The organism is Bradyrhizobium aeschynomenes, assembly GCF_013178945.1.
Taxonomy (GTDB): domain Bacteria; phylum Pseudomonadota; class Alphaproteobacteria; order Rhizobiales; family Xanthobacteraceae; genus Bradyrhizobium; species Bradyrhizobium aeschynomenes.
Window position 1 is genome coordinate 850,993 of sequence record NZ_JABFDM010000002.1, and the last position, 16,038, is coordinate 867,030.

The 16,038-nt window shown below is 66.6% G+C and carries 17 protein-coding genes; 8 read left to right on the plus strand and 9 right to left on the minus strand.

The annotated features are described in order from the left end of the window. The first annotated feature begins 11 nt into the window (after positions 1-11). From soxX to soxA, 4 genes are read left to right on the plus strand one after another with little or no spacing between them, the layout of a single operon-like run. Positions 12-428 (plus strand): sulfur oxidation c-type cytochrome SoxX, encoded by a 417-nt coding sequence (soxX, locus tag HL666_RS08440; protein WP_172112155.1) that lies wholly within the window; start codon positions 12-14, stop codon positions 426-428. A 6-nt stretch (positions 429-434) separates the two neighbouring features. After that, complete coding sequence (locus HL666_RS08445) at positions 435-917, plus strand: SoxY-related AACIE arm protein (protein WP_172111892.1); 483 nt, start codon at positions 435-437, stop codon at positions 915-917. Continuing rightward, on the plus strand, positions 917-1,237 hold the full coding sequence (gene soxZ / locus HL666_RS08450) for a thiosulfate oxidation carrier complex protein SoxZ (RefSeq protein WP_172111891.1): 321 nt from the start codon (positions 917-919) through the stop codon (positions 1,235-1,237). The genes HL666_RS08445 and soxZ overlap by 1 nt, the downstream gene beginning before the upstream one ends. Further along, positions 1,234-2,010 (plus strand): sulfur oxidation c-type cytochrome SoxA, encoded by a 777-nt coding sequence (soxA, locus tag HL666_RS08455; protein WP_172111890.1) that lies wholly within the window; start codon positions 1,234-1,236, stop codon positions 2,008-2,010. The genes soxZ and soxA overlap by 4 nt, the downstream gene beginning before the upstream one ends. 354 nt (positions 2,011-2,364) lie before the next feature. Here the strand turns inward: soxA and HL666_RS08460 are convergent, their stop codons facing one another. Further along, the gene (locus tag HL666_RS08460) at positions 2,365-3,324 is read right to left on the minus strand and encodes a LysR family transcriptional regulator (RefSeq protein WP_172111889.1); all 960 of its coding nucleotides are present in this window, start codon (positions 3,322-3,324) and stop codon (positions 2,365-2,367) included. Between the two features lie 99 nt (positions 3,325-3,423). On the opposite strand from HL666_RS08460, the gene HL666_RS08465 reads away from it, so the two are divergent. The 3 genes from HL666_RS08465 (at position 3,424) to HL666_RS08475 (ending at position 4,984) form a co-directional block, all read left to right on the plus strand. Next, positions 3,424-3,855, plus strand: a complete 432-nt coding sequence (locus HL666_RS08465; protein ID WP_172111888.1) for a DoxX family protein — start codon at positions 3,424-3,426, stop codon at positions 3,853-3,855. A gap of 63 nt (positions 3,856-3,918) precedes the next feature. Further along, on the plus strand, positions 3,919-4,386 hold the full coding sequence (locus HL666_RS08470) for a DsrE family protein (RefSeq protein ID WP_172180820.1): 468 nt from the start codon (positions 3,919-3,921) through the stop codon (positions 4,384-4,386). After that, positions 4,379-4,984 (plus strand): TlpA disulfide reductase family protein, encoded by a 606-nt coding sequence (locus tag HL666_RS08475; protein ID WP_172180822.1) that lies wholly within the window; start codon positions 4,379-4,381, stop codon positions 4,982-4,984. Before HL666_RS08470 ends, HL666_RS08475 begins: the two co-directional genes overlap by 8 nt. Before the next feature lie 54 nt (positions 4,985-5,038). Here HL666_RS08475 and HL666_RS08480 read toward each other — a convergent pair whose 3' ends face one another. The 3 genes from HL666_RS08480 to HL666_RS08490 form a co-directional block, all read right to left on the minus strand. Further along, a complete protein-coding gene (locus tag HL666_RS08480) occupies positions 5,039-6,694 on the minus strand; it encodes a regulator (RefSeq protein WP_172111885.1) in 1,656 nt (551 codons plus the stop codon). Positions 6,695-6,769: 75 nt separating this feature from the next. Continuing rightward, on the minus strand, positions 6,770-7,456 hold the full coding sequence (locus tag HL666_RS08485; RefSeq protein WP_172180824.1) for a cysteine hydrolase family protein: 687 nt from the start codon (positions 7,454-7,456) through the stop codon (positions 6,770-6,772). Between the two features lie 1,225 nt (positions 7,457-8,681). Continuing rightward, a complete protein-coding gene (locus HL666_RS08490; protein WP_172111883.1) occupies positions 8,682-9,716 on the minus strand; it encodes a S1C family serine protease in 1,035 nt (344 codons plus the stop codon). A gap of 152 nt (positions 9,717-9,868) precedes the next feature. Between HL666_RS08490 and HL666_RS08495 the strand changes: the two genes are divergently transcribed. Beyond that, positions 9,869-10,636, plus strand: coding sequence for a thermonuclease family protein (locus tag HL666_RS08495; RefSeq protein WP_246739202.1), 768 nt, complete (start codon positions 9,869-9,871; stop codon positions 10,634-10,636). 200 nt (positions 10,637-10,836) lie between these two features. Here HL666_RS08495 and cyoD read toward each other — a convergent pair whose 3' ends face one another. From cyoD to HL666_RS08520, 5 genes are all read right to left on the minus strand, one after another. Next, the gene (gene cyoD / locus HL666_RS08500) at positions 10,837-11,229 is read right to left on the minus strand and encodes a cytochrome o ubiquinol oxidase subunit IV (protein ID WP_172180826.1); all 393 of its coding nucleotides are present in this window, start codon (positions 11,227-11,229) and stop codon (positions 10,837-10,839) included. Then, positions 11,226-11,867, minus strand: a complete 642-nt coding sequence (locus tag HL666_RS08505; RefSeq protein WP_172180827.1) for a cytochrome (ubi)quinol oxidase subunit III — start codon at positions 11,865-11,867, stop codon at positions 11,226-11,228. Before HL666_RS08505 ends, cyoD begins: the two co-directional genes overlap by 4 nt. Before the next feature lie 24 nt (positions 11,868-11,891). Then, a complete protein-coding gene (locus HL666_RS08510; protein WP_172180829.1) occupies positions 11,892-12,725 on the minus strand; it encodes a cytochrome ubiquinol oxidase subunit II family protein in 834 nt (277 codons plus the stop codon). A gap of 66 nt (positions 12,726-12,791) precedes the next feature. Further along, positions 12,792-14,111: a PQQ-dependent sugar dehydrogenase gene (locus HL666_RS08515; protein WP_376698581.1), complete on the minus strand. Its 1,320-nt coding sequence runs from the start codon at positions 14,109-14,111 to the stop codon at positions 12,792-12,794. A gap of 84 nt (positions 14,112-14,195) precedes the next feature. After that, positions 14,196-15,983, minus strand: coding sequence for a chloride channel protein (locus HL666_RS08520; RefSeq protein ID WP_172180831.1), 1,788 nt, complete (start codon positions 15,981-15,983; stop codon positions 14,196-14,198). Between the last annotated feature and the right edge of the window lie 55 nt (positions 15,984-16,038).

Sequence of the window (16,038 nt, forward strand, 5' to 3'; positions counted from 1 at the left end):
GGCTCATGGCCATGCTCGTCGCCGCCCTGCCCGCATTCGTCGTCGCGCAGGATCTGAAGCCGTACACGATCAGCGGGGACGGCATCCCGGACTCCCTCACCGGTCAGCCCGGCGATGCCGCGCGCGGCCGTGCGCTGGTGCTGGCGCGCAGCTCGACCTGCATCCTCTGCCACTCCGGCCCATTTCCGGAGGCACGCTTCCAGGGCGATCTAGCGCCCAGCCTCGCCGGCGCAGGCAGCCGATCGACGATCCCGCAATTGCGGCTGCGCCTCGTCGATGCCTCCAGGCTCAATCCGGATACGATCATGCCGTCCTACTACCGCATCGACGGCCTGACCCGCGTCGGTTCCGCCTGGCGCGACAAGCCGATCCTGTCGGCCGAGCAGATCGAAGACATCGTCGCCTATCTCGCGAGCCTGCGCGAGTGAGACCATATGGACAGCATGTTCGAACCTCTCCACCTCTCGCGCCGCCACCTGCTGCAACTGGCCGGCACATTCGCGAGCGCGCTGCCGTTGATCACCGTGCGGCCGGCGCGGGCGACGCCGGCCATGCTCGCATCCGCCATCCGCAATGTCGTCGGCGAAGCGCATGTGCAGGCCGGCAAGGTCCGGCTCGACATCCCGCCGCTGGTCGAGAACGGCAACACCGTGCCGATGACGGTCAGCGTCGATCACCCGATGACGCCCGAGAGCTTCGTCAAGAGCATCCACGTCTTCAACGAGAAGAACCCGCAGCCGAACGTCGCGAACTTTTTCCTCGCGCCGAGCGCCGGCCGCGCCCAGGTCACGGCCCGCATCCGGCTCGCCGACACGCAGAAGGTGGTCGCCATCGCGAAGCTGTCCGACGGCTCGTTCTGGTCAGCGACCGTCGACGTCATCGTCACGCTCGCCGCCTGCACCGAGGAGATGCCGTGATGGCCGCTGCCCTCGTCAACGTGCCCGCCAAGGCCAGGCGCGGCGCCGTCATCGAGATCAAGACCTTGATGAGTCACGTCATGGAGCCGGGCTATCGCCATACCGCCGCGGGCGAGGTCGTGCCGCGCGACATCATCACCAGCTTCACCTGCAGGTTCAACGGCGCCGAAATCTTCCGCGCCGATCTCTATCCCGCCATCGCCGCCAATCCGTTCCTGTCGTTCTTCACCACCGCCAGCGAGAGCGGCAAGTTCGAATTCGAATGGATCGGCGACAACGGCTTCGTCGCCACCGCATCGGCGGCGATCACGGTCGAATGACGCCGCGCGCCCTCCTCGCCGTGGCTCTGCTCGGCGCAGCGCTGCCCGCGCTGGCCGGCGAGATCGCGACCGCCGACCGCCGCTCCGGTTACGACTTCATGTCGCCGGAGACCAAGGCGATGCAGGACGACGACACTGCCAATCCCGCGATGCTGTCGGTGCTCGACGGGGAGACGCTGTGGACGACAAAGGCCGGCGCCGCCAACAAATCCTGCAACGATTGCCATGGCGCGGTCGACGTCAGCATGAAGGGCGTCGCCGCGCGCTATCCCGCCTTCAATGCCGCCAGCGCCGCGCCGGTCGATCTCGGCCAGCGCGTCAATCTCTGCCGCGGGCAGCACCAGGAGGCGGAAGCCTTTGCGCCTGAGAGCCGCGAGCTGCTCGCGTTGACGGCGCTGATCGCCAGGCAGTCGCGCGGCATGCCGATCACCGCCGGCGGCGATCCGCGGCTGACGCCGTTCCTCGCGCGCGGCCGCGAGCTGTTCGTCCAGCGGCAGGGCCAGCTCAACCTCGCCTGCGCCAATTGCCACGACGACAATTGGGACAAGCATCTCGCGGGCTCGTCCATCACCCAGGGGCAACCGACCGGCTATCCGATCTATCGACTGGAGTGGCAGGGCATGGGCTCGCTGCAGCGCCGCCTGCGCGGCTGCATGACCGGCGTCCGCGCGCAGGCGTTCGACTTCGACGCGCCCGACATGATCGCGCTGGAGCTGTATCTGATGTCGCGCGCGCGGGGCATGACGATCGACGCCCCGGCGGTAAGGCCTTGAGCTAGTGCTTCTGAGCAGAAGCCGCTATCAGCGCGGGCGCTTCAACCTCTCCCCGCCCTTTGCGGGGAGAGGTCGGATTGCGCAGCAATCCGGGTGAGGGGCATGGCACATAAGTAGCTCAGAATGCGGCCCATCGGACGGGCACGTCGACTCCGCGCTGTTAGCGAAAGTACTACCTAGTATATGTTCCGTCTGGAACAGATCTCAGAATCTGCACCGCCCGTGCGGCTGCCCCTCACCCCGACCCTCTCCCCGTAAGAACGGGGAGAGGGAGCGCACCGGTTGCGCGGCGACAACTCCTATGGCAGGGGCAGTCATCAGCTCGGATCACCCGGACAAACATCCTCCCTCTCCTCACGCCCCCACGTTCCGCCTCTTCCTCCCGCCCGCCGCCGTCGCGTCGATCACCGGCGGCGGTCCCTCCGACGCCTGCTTCATCAGCGGATCGGCGGCGATGAAATCGATGAAGGTGCGGACCTTGGCGGAGAGATATTTGCGGCTGGGATAGACCGCCATCAGCGGCGCCTTGATCGTCAGCAGATCCGGCAGCACCGGTTCCAGCCGGCCGGCGGCGAGGTCGTCGGCCATCAGCCAACGGGGCAGCACCGCCATGCCCATGCCGGCGACGGCCGCGTGATGCAGCAGGGTCTCGTTGCCGCTGATCAGCACGTCCTTGAAGGTCAGCGCCACCTCGCCCTCGGGACCGGATACTGTGACCGTCCGCAGCGGATACAGCGCATATTTCAGCATCGCGTGGCCGTTGAGATCGGCCACCGATTTCGGCAGCCCTGCCGCGGCGAGATAACGCGGCGACGCCACGAGCTGCATCAGCACCGGAGCCAACGGCCGGGCGATCAGTCCATCTCCGGGTGTCGCCGAGACGCGCAGCGCGAGATCGAACCCCTCCTCGACCAGGTTCACCAGCCGGCCGCTGAGATCGAGATCGATCACGACGTCCGGGTAGCGCGCGCGGTAGGCCGCGAGCGTGCCGGCGAACAGCGCATTGGCGAACCACACCGGCGCGCTCACCTTCAAGGTGCCGCGCGGGATCACCGTCGCCTTGCTGACGACGGCCTCGGCCTCGTCGAGCTGATCCAGCATCGGACGCACCTGATCGAAATAGACCTGGCCGGCCTCGGTCAGGCCGACCCGCCGGCTGGTGCGGTTGAGCAGCCGCGTCGACAGCCGCTGCTCCAGCTGCATCACGTGCTTGGAGGCCATCGCCGGCGACAGGCTCAGGCGGTCGGCTGCGGCCGCGAAGCTCTTGAGCTCGGCGACCTGGCAGAATACCCGAATACTGACGAGCGTATCCATCATCAACCCAGAGGAAACAATGCTTCAACGGCAAGCATAATGATCAAACTGGACGAAATCATCAATGTCGGCCGCAGGATTCAATCTCGGAGACCCCTGATGTCCGCGACGACCACCAACGACCTTCCGCTACAGCCCTCGCTGGCGCTGCGCATCGGCCTGTGGATCGCACAGGCCCTGCTCTTTGCCCTGTTCGCCTTCGCCGGCGTGACAAAGCTGTTCACGCCAATTCCGGAGCTGGCGCAGATGATGCCGTGGACCGGCGATCATTCCGCGACCTTCGTCCGCATCATCGGCCTGATCGATCTGGCGGGCGGCCTCGGCATCCTGCTGCCGTCGCTGACCCGCATCATGCCGCGCCTGACCGTGCTGGCCGCCCTCGGCTGCGCCACCCTGCAGGTGTTCGCCTTCGTCTTCCATCTTTCGCGCGGTGAAGGCGCGGTGACGCCGCTGAACATCGTGCTGCTGGCGCTGTCGCTGTTCGTGCTATGGGGCCGCAACGGCAAGGCGCCGATCGCGCCGCGCGGCTGAGCCGACAACCGACGGCCCCGGCGAGGTCAGGGCCGTCCCTTGCTCGCGACACGGAGGAAGACCATGAGCGAATCTGTTGCACCAGTGTCGCGCCGCGGCTTCCTCGCTGGCGCGACGGCCCTCGGCGCTCCAGCCCCCGCCGTGCCGGCCGTCGCCCAGCCTCGCGCCGGCATCGTCATCCTGATCGACCGAAATGACCCGCATGTGATGGGCCACGCGATCAGCTATTCGGGCAATCTGTCGCGGCATTTCACCGGCAAGGGACAGGCTGTGCCGCCGATCGAGGTGGTCGCCAACGGCCTCGGCATTGACGTATTTCGCGCTGACAAATCCCCGCTCAAGGAGCCGCTCGCGGCGCTGCGCCAGATGATTCCGACCATCGTGTTCAGCATGTGCGCATCGTCGAAATCGATCGCGGAGAGCCGGGAAAACCTGACGATCCAGCTAATCGATGGCGCCCGGCTGGTGCCGTTCGGCATCGGACGGACGATCGAACTGCAAATGAAGGGCTGGGCCTACGTTCATGGCTGACGACGACGCCCTCCCAACGCGGCGCCGGTGGCTGCGGCAGAGCCTCGCGCTCGGCGCCGGCCTGCTGTTGCCGTGGTCCGTCCGCGCGCAGCAGCCGGATCCGCCGCGGCTCGATTCCGGCCGCAGCCAGTTCATTCTGGTGCGCCCGCGAAGGGCCGCGGCGCCGCTGCGGCTGCAGGACATGAGCGGCAAGGACGCCATGGTCGCGCCGAAGGAAGGGCATGTCACTCTCGTCAATTTCTGGGCCACCTGGTGCCCGGCCTGCAAGACCGATCTGCGGACCCTGGCCGCGCTCGAACGCAGCCCGCTACAGCGCCTCGACATCTGGACCATCTGCACCGACCGCCGCGACATCAGGAGCATCCGCCGCTACGCCCAGGAGATCGCGATGCCACGCGCCTCCTTTGCCGATCCGCATGCGCAGGCGACCAATCCGACCGATCCGGATGCTTCCGCCTTCGCACTGCCGGCGATGCCGATCACCTATCTGATCGGAACCGGCGGCCTGATCGAGGGCTACATCACCGGTGCGCCTGAGTGGCTGTCGCCGGCCGGGCAAGCGCTGCTGCGCTACTATCTCGACTGGCCCGCCGCCTGAGGCGCCGAGCCGGCGGTGAGCCCGCCGGCTCTGAACGCTATGACGAGTGCGCCGCTACTCCGCCGGCGCCGCATGCATGTCGGCGTGCGGCACGTAGCTCTCGGACATGCCGAGCCGCCCCAGCCAGAACAGCCCGCCCGCGACGACGACATAGGCCAGCGCCACCGCCGGCGTCACGCCGAAGCCGCCGCCGATGCCCACGGCCTCGCCATGCATGAAGCCGAAATAGGTCATGACGGCACCGGCGAGCGCAAAGGCCGCCGCCTTGGTGAAGTCGCGCTCGATGACGAACACGCCGATGGCGCCGAGCACGAGGCCTGCGAGGATCGAGCCGCCGCCCATCACCTCCAGCCCGTGATACAGCACGCCCTGCTGCGGCAGCGCCGCGATCGCCGCGGTCTTCACCGCATCGACCTTGTCCGCGGCGAGACCGCCGACCGCCTGCGCCGCCGTCACCGTGGAGGCCAGCATGGTGTCGATCTGCAGCTTGGCCCAGGCGGCGAGATGCGGCGTGAAGGCGAGCACGATCGCCGGCGCGTGCTTGACCGGCGTGGTCTGGAACGCCTGCGCGCCAATCAGCATGCCGATGTAGAGCAGGATCGGCGAGATCGCGACCACCGGCACCAGCGCCAGCAGCACCGAGATGATGCCGAGCCAGGACAGCACGATCACCATCAGGCCGGTCGCCGCCGAATAGCCGATGCGGCCGCCCATCGCCTTCCAGCCGGGATGGCCGATATAGACGGCGTTGATGAACGGGTTGCCCATCATGCAGCCGATCAGGCTGACGACGCCGTCGGCGGTCAGCACGCGCGTGGTCGGATATTCGTCGCCCGCGGCCTCCGCGCTCTCGACATTGTCCATCGCCTCGACGAGGTCGTAGATGCCGAACGGGATCGCGGTCACCAGGATGATGCCGAGATATTCGAAGCCGGAGAACACCGCGCCGAACGCCGGCAGCGGCACCGAGAAGCCGAAGCTCGCAAAGGCATCACCCACACCCTTGACGCTGAGACCGCCGAGCCCGAGGCCGAACAAATTGGAGCCCCAGGCGATGATCATGCCGACCGCGATCGCGACGAGGCCTGCCGGCAGACCCTTCGGATATTTCACGCCGCCGAACCAGCTGACGAGAATGATCGCAAAGCACACGAGGCCAATCTGCGGCGTCATGTACATCTCGAGCGCCGGCCGCATCGAGATGAAGGTGACGGAGACGCCGGCGAGCGTGCCGAGCAGCGCCGCCCGCGGCGTGATCTTGCGGATGTAGGGCGCGATGAAGCCGCCGATCATCAGGATGAAGCTCTGGAAGAACACCCAGACGAGGCCCGCCGACCAGCCCTTCAGCGGATCGCCGGTCTTGAGCGTGATCGGCAGCATGATCACGAAGGTGACGATGAACATGTGCGGCACGCTGACCCCCGAGGGCAGCGCGCAGACGTCGCTGCGTCCGGTCTTCTGTGCGAGCCGATAGGCGAGATAGGCGTAGTACAAGGTCGACAGGCACATCATCAGGCCGAGCGCCGGCAGGATGCGGCCGAACACCAGGCTGTCCGGCATCTTCAGCACGAAGCGCAGCAGCCCGGTGAGCACGAGCATGTTGACGAGGATGTTGGTGCCGAAACCGAAGAACGCGTTCCAGTCTCCGGGTGTCCAGAGCACCGGCTTGAAGTCTGCCTTGACCGAGCTTGCCGTCCCGCTTCCGCTCATCGCCTTGCTCCCCTGTTTGCCGTCAGCGACTACATGATCGAACTCGTTGGTCTCGACTCGTCTCTCAGCTCTTACTCAGCTCATGGCCTTCAGCACCGCGGCGGAGTCCGCGACCCAGCCGAAGATGCCGCCCTGCGCCTTGATCATCTTCAGGCCCATCTCATGGAATTCCGGGAAATAGGACGCGCAGCCGTCGGACATGACGACGCAGCGATAGCCGCGGTCATTGGCCTCGCGCACGGTGGTGTTGACGCAGACCTCGGTGGTGACGCCGCACACCAGCAGGTTCTCGATGCCGTGATGGTTGAGCACGTCGCCCATCTCGGTGGCGTAGAACGCGCCCTTCCCCGGCTTGTCGATCACGACCTCGCCGTCGATGGGATAGAGCGCGGGAATGATGTCGTGCCCGGCCTCGCCGCGGATGAGGATGCGTCCCATTGGTCCGGGATCGCCGATGCGCAGGGACGGCGCGCCGCGTTCGACCTTGGCCGGCGGCGCGTCGGAGAGATCCGGCTCGTGGCCTTCGCGCGTATGGATCACCAGCATGCCGGTGTTGCGCGCCGCTGCCAGCACATTGGCGATCGGCTGCACGGCGCGCGCCAGCTGCGACACGTCATTGCCCAGCGTCTCGCCGAACCCGCCGGGCTCCATGAAGTCGCGCTGCATGTCGATGATCACGAGCGCGGTCTTGGAGAGATCGAGCGTGATCGGCTCCGGTTCGGCGATGATCGTTGCGGTTGCCGATGCAGCTGGGTTCGCCATGTCGCCGCGTGCCTCCCCGCGAAAATGCGTCGCAAGAGACGAAGCAAGCGCTATGCCATTGTGTACAATTGGGCAGAGGGTGACGGCGGCCGCGAAGCAGTAACTAGTTCAATAGGTTGGTTCGATCGCCAAAGTTGCCCGCTTGCTGAGCAGGCGCATTCGACAGGAAACTCAGCCCATTTATTGGGCCGCCATCGCATGCAACGAACACCGAGATGCATCGCCGTCAGTCAAAGATGAGGCGGTGCGTTCATCCATGATTTCTGGATTGAGCCGGGTCCGGCGCCACAACAACGGTGTCATTCCGGGGCACCCGCAGGGGCGAGCCCGGAATCCATCGGGCCACTGGTCAAGCGGCGAGATGGATTCCGGGTTCGTGCTGCGCACGCCCCGGAATGACGGAGGATAGATCTTGCGATCGTCCTGCAGCGTCCTTGCGGGCAAGCAAACTCACCAGCAAGGCAGGCCCCTTCCACTGACAGTCGGCCTCTCCGTCAACCCGCATCGACTTCCGATAAAAATAATTTCCTTGCTATTTTTCTGAAATCATGATTATCTCCCCGCATCCCGCCTCAAGCAGATGGGGCGTTGCGCGCGATCGTCACGACACGCGAGGCGGGGATGCGGTGGCCGCGAGATATCGCAGCGTCCCTCGGCAGCGAGGGCGCGGACGAACGATCGCTCGCGGACGTGAAGTCGCAGCGTCCTGATACCCCGAAGCTGGTATCAACCTGGCACAATGCGAGCGCATGGGGTCGGGGATGGTGGCCAACAAGCCGGCGCACCAGGGAGACTGCGTATAAGCGTGAAACCCATCGCGCAGGGAATGCCGGTTGAGACGGCTTTGCCTGTGGTACCTGCCGCCTGCATTCTTTCCGCAGGCGGGCCATGGGTGAGGCCTTCACCCGGCATTCCCTGCGCCCTCTGCATGTTTGTGAGGGACGAACGAAGCGAACAACTCGGGCGTCATCAGCCGCGAGAACGAGATGCCATGCTCATCGCCGCTTGACCCGTATCGCCGCCAAAACCACCGCCGTCGTCCCGGACAAGCCGCGACGCGCGCCAGCGCGTCACGGCGCCGATCCGGGACCCATACTCCGCAGCAGATGTGTTGGGCAAAAAGACAATGACCAGACTGCCTCAAACCACTCTCTGGGGGTATGGGTCCCCGCTTTCGCGGGGACGACGACGGAGGTTGTGGCGACAGCTCTGGGTGCCGCAAAAACTAGGACGCCTGCCGTGCCGCCGGCTTGCGCTCCACCGGATGGATGTCGATGCCGCGCAGGCGGCCCAGCCGCAGCACGTCCATCGCCACCGTGCGGCCGATGCGGTCGCGGTCGAGCACGCGGATCAGGTCGTCGACGCCGTTGATGTCGACGCCGTCGAGCTTGATCACGACGTCGCCCGGCAGCAGGCCGGCGCGCGCCGCAGGGCCATCCGGCTCGATCTGCATCAGCAGCGCGCCCATCTTGTTGTCGACGCCGGCGAGCACGGCGTGACGCCGCGGCACCGGCGCGGTCTGGCCGGAGACGCCGATAAAGGCGCGGCGGACATAGCCGTGGCGGATGATCTCCGACAGCACGAACTGCGCGGTGTTGCTGGCGACCGCAAAGCAGATGCCCTGCGCGCCCTGGATGATGGCCGTGTTGATGCCGATCACCTCGGCGGCCGACGACACCAGCGCGCCGCCGGAATTGCCGGGGTTGAGCGCGGCATCGGTCTGGATGACGTCCTCGATCATCCGGCCCGACACCGAACGGATCGAGCGGCCCAGCGCGGAGACGACGCCTGCCGTGACGGTCGATTCGAAGCCCAGCGGATTGCCGATCGCGACCACCAGCTGGCCGCGCCGCAGGCTCTTGGAATTGCCAAGCGACGCGTAGCGCAGATCGCGCGCATGATTGGCGCGCAGCAGCGCGAGATCCGTGTCCGGATCGACGCCGAGCACCTGTGCATCGGTGACGATCCCCTCGACATCGCGCAGCCGGATGGCCTTGGAGGCGCCGACGACATGGCTGTTGGTCAGCACCAGTCCATCCGGCGAGATCACGATGCCCGAGCCGAGCCCGCCGCGCTCGGCGCGGGCGCCGGCTCTGGACCCGGTCTCGACGCGCACGACGGCAGGACCGACGCGCTCGGTGACGTCGATGACGGCGTTGGAATAGGCGTCGAGCAGCACCCGGTCATCGGCCGGGGCAACAGGAGACGTTTGCGCCGGCGACAGGGCGTCGCCGGCGACATCGGAGGTGAAATCCAGCATGATGTAATTCCTTCGTAACGTCAGATGGGTAGCTGGCCGCTCCAGTGCAAGACGGGGCACTTGTGCCGAACCCGGCGGCCCTTGGCGAGACTCATGCTCGATGTGATAGGACTTCAATCGGATATTTCATGATTGTGATTGCGGGAGGAACCATGCGGCTGCGAGACCGGCTGTTGTCGTTGTGCGGAGCCATCGTCATCGGGGCCGGCATGACCGGGGCCGCGCTGGCTGCGAGCGCCACGGTGCGCAGCGGCGATACGATCCAGCTCGGCGACATCGTGTATCGACTGGACGGCATCGATGCACCCGAGGTCGATCAGCTGTGCATCGACGACCGCGCCGATCCCTGGAGCTGCGGCGTCGAGGCGCGCGAGCAGCTCGGCAAGCTGATTGGCGGACGCTCGGTGCGCTGCGACGATCTCGGTCCGGACAAGCCGCTGAAGACCCGCAAGATCGGGCTCTGCACCATCGATGGCGACAAGGTCAGCCTGAACCAGCAGGTCGCGCGCGCGGGCTATGCCGTGAGCGCCGACCCGGGCACGAAATATCGCGCCAAGGACGATGTCACGGCGGCCAGGGAGGCATTGCGCGGCCTCTGGAAAGGCTGCTTCGTCGCGCCGGCCGAGTTCCGCACCGACAAGAAGGACGGCGCCCTGCTCGGCTCCGCCTGCCGCGCCGACCGCGACCGCGAGATCCGCGCCGTGCTGTTCCCGGATGCGCCGAGCGCGCCGCCCGGCTGCACCATCAAGGGCAAGTTCGCGGTACGCGCCCGCGTCACCGGCAATATCGGGATCTATCACTTGCAGGGTTGCCCGAGCTATCCCGCGACCACCGAGCCCGACCGCTGGTTCTGCTCCGAGGACGACGCCCGCGCCGCCGGCTTCCGCCGAGCCTTCAATTGCCGCGCGGCGAAAAAGTGATGAAGGCGCGCTGGCGCCGGGGCAATCGAAACCGTTCGTGCGGCCCCTGGATTGCTTCGCCGCGCTCGCAATGACGGCCGTGGCGGGCACCGAAAGCTCGACAAACTCCGTCATCGCGAGCGCAAGCGAAGCGATCCAGGAGCTCAGGAAAGACTTCGAGTGACCCTCCCCTCACCACGGGGCCGGAGGACAGCAGGATGTCAGTGCTGCATCTGCATCAGCTGATCCATCGGCATCATGTTGTGGTTGAGGTTCGCCATGATCCACAGCGAGCCGCCGACGACGAGCAGGACGATCAGCAGTCCGAAGGCGAGCGCCAGCACGTTGTTGGTGTTGTCCGGCCCTGTGGTGATGTGCAGGAAGAACACGAGGTGCACGCCCATCTGCGCGATCGCCAGCACGATCAGCGCCACCGGGATCGAGGGCTGCCAGACGAGGTTGGTCCCGGCGATGAAGAACGAGGTCGCCGTCAGCAGCACCGCAAGCCCGAGACCGGCGAGGTAGAACAGGATGCGCGAGCGCAGATCGCCATGCTGCTGCTCGCCGGGTGCGAGGTCGCCGCGATCGTCGAACTCCTGGGCATGGTCGCTCATGTCGCACTCCCGAGCAGATAGACCACGGAGAACACCGCGACCCAGATGATGTCGAGCGCATGCCAGAACAGCGCGAAGCACAGGATGCGGCGCTCGATGTCGGCGCGAAATCCCTTCGCCACGACCTGTGCCATCATGGTCAGCAGCCAGAGAATGCCGGCGGCCACATGCAGGCCGTGGCAGCCGACCAGGGTGAAGAACGCCGAGAGGAAGGCGCTGCGGCTCGGTCCGTCGCCCCGTCCGACCAGCTCCGCGAACTCGCGCACTTCCAGCAGCAGGAAGCCGGCGCCGAACAGTCCGGTGACGGCCATCGCGACCTGGAACCAGAGCCGGTTGTGCCGGTCGGCGGCGATGCTCGCCATGCCACAGGTGAAGCTCGACAGCAGCAGCAGGCCGGTCTCGAGCGCGACGTTCCCGATGTCGAACAGCTCGGCACCGCCTGGGCCGCCGGCCGTGGCGCCCGACAGCACTGCGAAGCTCGCGAAGAAGCACGAGAACATCACGATGTCGGACAGCAGGAAGATCCAGAAGCCGAATCCGGTCACGATCCGCTTCGGCGCCGGTCCGTCGTGCTCGGCGGCGCGCAGATGATGCGGATCGGCATAGGCAGTCGCCTGCGTGACGGTGGTCACCGACATCGGATCACTCCGGCTGCAAACAGATCAGCGGGCATGAGAGGCTGCACCTTCCGGTCGCGACTTGTTCTCGCTGAGCTGCGGTCCCGGCGCTGGCGGAATCTTCTGGCTGGCGATCTTGCCGAAAAGCTCGGGGTCGCCGAGCCGATAGACCTTCGGCATCTTCTCCACGGATTGCACTGCGAGCTGCGTGTAGCTCGCCTCGTCCAGCACCCGGTCGGTCTTGGCCGTATTGGCGGCCCAGTTGGAGAAGTCGGGCTGCGACACGACGTGAGTGTCGAACATCATGTCGGGAAAGCCGTCGCCGCTGAAATGCGAGGCGAGGCCCCTGTAGGTGCCGACATGATCGCCACGCAAGTTGAGCCGCGTCACCATGCCGTTCATGGTGTAGATCATGCCGCCGAGCTGCGGGATGAAGAACGCGGTCATGACGCTCCCCGAGGTGAGCTCGAAGCGCAGCGGCGCACCGATCGGCACCGTGAGACTGTTGACGGTCGCGATGCGCTGGTCGGGATAGATGAACAGCCACTTCCAGTCGAGCGAGACCGCCTGGATGCGGATCGGCAGCCCGGTGCCTTCGACCGGCTTGCCCGGATCGAGCTCGTGCGAGCCGATCCAGGCGACGCCGCCGAGCAGGATCACGGTGAGCGCCGGGATCGACCACACCACGAGTTCGACCGCGCCGGAATAGGCGAAGTCGGGCCGGTAGCGCGCCTTGCCGTTGGAGCTGCGGAACCAGTAGGCGAAGGCGAGGACGGCGATCGAGGTCGGGACGATGATCGCCAGCATGATGATGACGGAGTCGATCAGGATCGTCTGCTGCGCGGCGGCGACCGGTCCTTTCGGATCGAAGATGTTCATGCAGGCTTCCGGCGTTCAACCCCGCTCCTAACCGCCGTTGGATGCGGAGGTTCCTGCGCCGGAAGCTCAGCGGCTGACGCGCCAGATCGTGCCGTTGCCATCCTCGGAGATCAGCAGGCTGCCGTCGCGTGCCACGGTGACGCCGACCGGCCGGCCCCAAACCTCGCGGTCGTTGACAACGAAACCGGTGACGAAGTCCTCGTATTCGCCAGTCGGCACTCCGCCCTTCAGCCGGACGCGAATGACCTTGTAGCCGGTGCGCTTCGAGCGGTTCCAGGAGCCGTGCTCGGCCGCGAAGGCGTCGCCGCGATACTCCGGCGGGAACAGCGTGCCGTCATAGAAGGTCAGCCCGAGCGAAGCCGAATGGGGCTGCAGCAGCACGTCGGGGACCGTGATCTTGCCCTTGAGGTCCGGGCGCTCCCCGGCATGACGGGGGTCGGGGTTGTCGCCCATGTAGTACCATGGCCAGCCAAAGAAGCTGCCCTCGTTCACGCGCGTGACATAGTCCGGCACGAGATCGTCGCCGAGCCCGTCGCGCTCATTGGTCGAGCACCACGGCACGCCCGTCGCGGGCTGGATGGCGAGGCCGACGCAGTTGCGGATGCCGGTCGCGAACAGGCTCCGGTTCTTGCCGTCGGGATCGAAGGCCAGCACGCCGGAGCGGTCGCTCTCCCCGCCCCAGGCCGCGCCCAGCGGATGCGCCTTGATCCAGGCGGCCAGCCCGCCGGCCGGCTCGCCCAGATTTTCGCCGACATTGCCGGCGGAGCCGACCGAGACCAGCATGCGCTTGTCGTCCCGGGTGAACACGATATCGCGCGTGGAATGGCCGTAGCCGGCGGGCAGATCGGGGACGACCACCTGCAACGAACCGGACGCCTTCATGTCGCCGGCACGATAGGGAAAGCGCATGACGCGCTCGGTGCTGGCGACGTAGATCCATTGCGGATCGCGACTTGGATAGAAGGCGATGCCGAAGGGATGGCCGAGCCGGTCGGCGAAGATCTCGCTCGCAACCACCTTGCTGCCGTCCTCGCTCGGACGCAGCACGCGGACGCGGCCGGCCCGGGTCTCGGCGACGAAGATGTCGCCGTTCGGCGCCGTGCGGATGATGCGCGGCCCGCTCAGGCCGTCGGCGAACAGCGCAATCCTGAAGCCATCCGCAACCCTGGGAACGGCCGACGCCGGGCGCTGCACCACGCGCGAGACGTTGGCGGCCGAGGCTGTCGCACCGGGCTTGGGCAGGTCCTCGGGGCGGATCAGCCTGATGGTGCCGGGCATGTCGCTCTGCCAGCTGCCAAACGCGTCCCTGCCCTTGAGCACAGCAGGCTCGGCTGCAGCAGCGGTCGCGAGCACCGTGCCGAACATGGCCGCAATCATCCGTTTCATCATGCCGTCCTCGCGCGCCCCAAGCTGCCGGCAGCCTACCCTGGTCCCGGCCCGGAGATCACGTGTCGCGGCGATGTGACGCGATCACGACAGCGCGCCGAGCACGCCGCGCGTCGCCTGGTCGATCTCCTCGACATAGCGGCGGCGCGCGAACGACTCGGTCAGGAAGCCGATCACCTTGCGGCTGTTCTCCGACTCCAGGACCGCCAGCACCTCGGCGCCGGAATCGTCGAAGATCTTCATCGCCGTCTTGACGTTCATTTCGGGCAACAGCGCGACCTCGAAATATTTTGCGAGCTCGACCACCTGGATCTCGTCGGCGATGGAGTCCAATTCGCCGGAGAACAGATCGGGCAGCGACACCAGCCCGCAATAATCGTCGCTGTTGTTCACCACCACCACCGCCTGGCGCGTCCCCAGTGCGAACTCGCGACGGCAGGCGGCGATGCTCGTCGTGGTCGGCACCTTGGCGACGTCGGAGCGCATCAGACGCTCGACGGTGAGATTGCGCAGCCAGCCGACATCGTTGGCGCTGCGGATGGTCTCGCCGCGCAGATGCAGGCGCCAGGTCGAGAACGAGTGCCCGAACAGCACGCGGACGCACACCGAGGTCACGATGCAGGCGGCGAGCACCACGGCCGTGACGTCGACGCTGCGGGTCATCTCCAGCACCAGGAACGACATCGTCAGCGGCCCGCCGACGATGGCCACCCCCAGCGTGGCCATGCCCGTCAGCATCGCCACCATGGGATCGAGCGCGAGCCCGTGTCCTGCGAGCGCGAGCAGACCCGCGAACAGCTTGCCGAGCAGGCTGCCGATGAACAGCGATGCGAAGAACAAGCCGCCGCGGAAGCCCGAGGCCAGCGAGATCAGGCAGGCGGCGAGCTTCAGCACGATGATGGTGGCGATCATTCCGAGCGCCATCTCGCGATGCAGGTCGAGCAGCATCGCACCGTGCCCGGCCGCCAGGACCTGCGGCGTCACGATGGCCATGGCTCCGACGCATACCCCGCCGATCACCGGGCGCAGCCAGACCGGAATGCGGACGAACAGCCGCTCCACCGCGGGCGAGGCGCGCATCACCATGATGCCGATGCCGGCGACGACCAGCGCCAGCACGAACAGCGCGATGTATTGCTCGAAGCCGACGGCACCGACCTTCTGAATCTCGAGCGAGTACGGCGCGCCTGCAAGGTACTGCGAGGTCAGTGCGCCGGCCAGCGAGGCGGCCAGGATGGGAGCAGCGCTGCCGACCGAGTAGACGCCGACGATCAGCTCGCAGGCGTAGAACGCCCCGGTGATCGGCGCGCCGAACGCGGCTGCGATCGCCGCGGCCGCGCCGCAGCCGAGGATCAGACGGAGATCGTTGCGGCGAAGCGTGAGGTACTGTCCGAGCAGCGAGGCGACACCGGCGCCGATCTGGGTATAGCCGGCCTCCAGTCCCACCGAGGCGCCGGATCCGTTGGAGACCAGGGTCTGCCCGCTCACCACGATGCTGTCGCGCATCGACAGCCGTCCGCCGCGCAGCGCATTGGCTTCGACGGGGTCGACGGCAGGTGCGATCTTCCAGCGCCGCCGCAGCCACTCCATGAGGCCGAGCGCGAGGCCGCCGAGAGCCGGAGCGATCAGCGCAATCACCGGATTGACCCAGGCGTTGGCGCTGAGCCGAACGTCGATCGGGATGCCGTAGATGATCATATGGGCGAGCTGCGCGATCAGGCTCATCACCGTCACGATTCCGCCCGTCGTGACGCCGATCACCAGCGCCAGCGGTATCAGGTAGAACTCGTTGCTGCGCAGCAGTGCCCGCAGCCGCGTGACCAGCCGGTTCGAGGCCTTGCGATCGATGATATGCGACAGGGTCGAGAGCACGAGAGCCGTTTCTTCTAAGATGAGGCCTCTCGGTGGCAATAACCTGTCGCAACTA

Bases quoted from the DNA above. Each gene is read 5' to 3' on its own strand.
- soxX (WP_172112155.1), top strand. From the start codon at position 12: ATGCTCGTCGCCGCCCTGCCCGCATTCGTCGTCGCGCAGGATCTGAAG.
- HL666_RS08445 (WP_172111892.1), top strand. From the start codon at position 435: ATGGACAGCATGTTCGAACCTCTCCACCTCTCGCGCCGCCACCTGCTG.
- soxZ (WP_172111891.1), top strand. From the start codon at position 917: ATGGCCGCTGCCCTCGTCAACGTGCCCGCCAAGGCCAGGCGCGGCGCC.
- soxA (WP_172111890.1), top strand. From the start codon at position 1,234: ATGACGCCGCGCGCCCTCCTCGCCGTGGCTCTGCTCGGCGCAGCGCTG.
- HL666_RS08460 (WP_172111889.1), bottom strand. From the start codon at position 3,324: ATGGATACGCTCGTCAGTATTCGGGTATTCTGCCAGGTCGCCGAGCTC.
- HL666_RS08465 (WP_172111888.1), top strand. From the start codon at position 3,424: ATGTCCGCGACGACCACCAACGACCTTCCGCTACAGCCCTCGCTGGCG.
- HL666_RS08470 (WP_172180820.1), top strand. From the start codon at position 3,919: ATGAGCGAATCTGTTGCACCAGTGTCGCGCCGCGGCTTCCTCGCTGGC.
- HL666_RS08475 (WP_172180822.1), top strand. From the start codon at position 4,379: ATGGCTGACGACGACGCCCTCCCAACGCGGCGCCGGTGGCTGCGGCAG.
- HL666_RS08480 (WP_172111885.1), bottom strand. From the start codon at position 6,694: ATGAGCGGAAGCGGGACGGCAAGCTCGGTCAAGGCAGACTTCAAGCCG.
- HL666_RS08485 (WP_172180824.1), bottom strand. From the start codon at position 7,456: ATGGCGAACCCAGCTGCATCGGCAACCGCAACGATCATCGCCGAACCG.
- HL666_RS08490 (WP_172111883.1), bottom strand. From the start codon at position 9,716: ATGCTGGATTTCACCTCCGATGTCGCCGGCGACGCCCTGTCGCCGGCG.
- HL666_RS08495 (WP_246739202.1), top strand. From the start codon at position 9,869: ATGCGGCTGCGAGACCGGCTGTTGTCGTTGTGCGGAGCCATCGTCATC.
- cyoD (WP_172180826.1), bottom strand. From the start codon at position 11,229: ATGAGCGACCATGCCCAGGAGTTCGACGATCGCGGCGACCTCGCACCC.
- HL666_RS08505 (WP_172180827.1), bottom strand. From the start codon at position 11,867: ATGTCGGTGACCACCGTCACGCAGGCGACTGCCTATGCCGATCCGCAT.
- HL666_RS08510 (WP_172180829.1), bottom strand. From the start codon at position 12,725: ATGAACATCTTCGATCCGAAAGGACCGGTCGCCGCCGCGCAGCAGACG.
- HL666_RS08515 (WP_376698581.1), bottom strand. From the start codon at position 14,111: ATGAAACGGATGATTGCGGCCATGTTCGGCACGGTGCTCGCGACCGCT.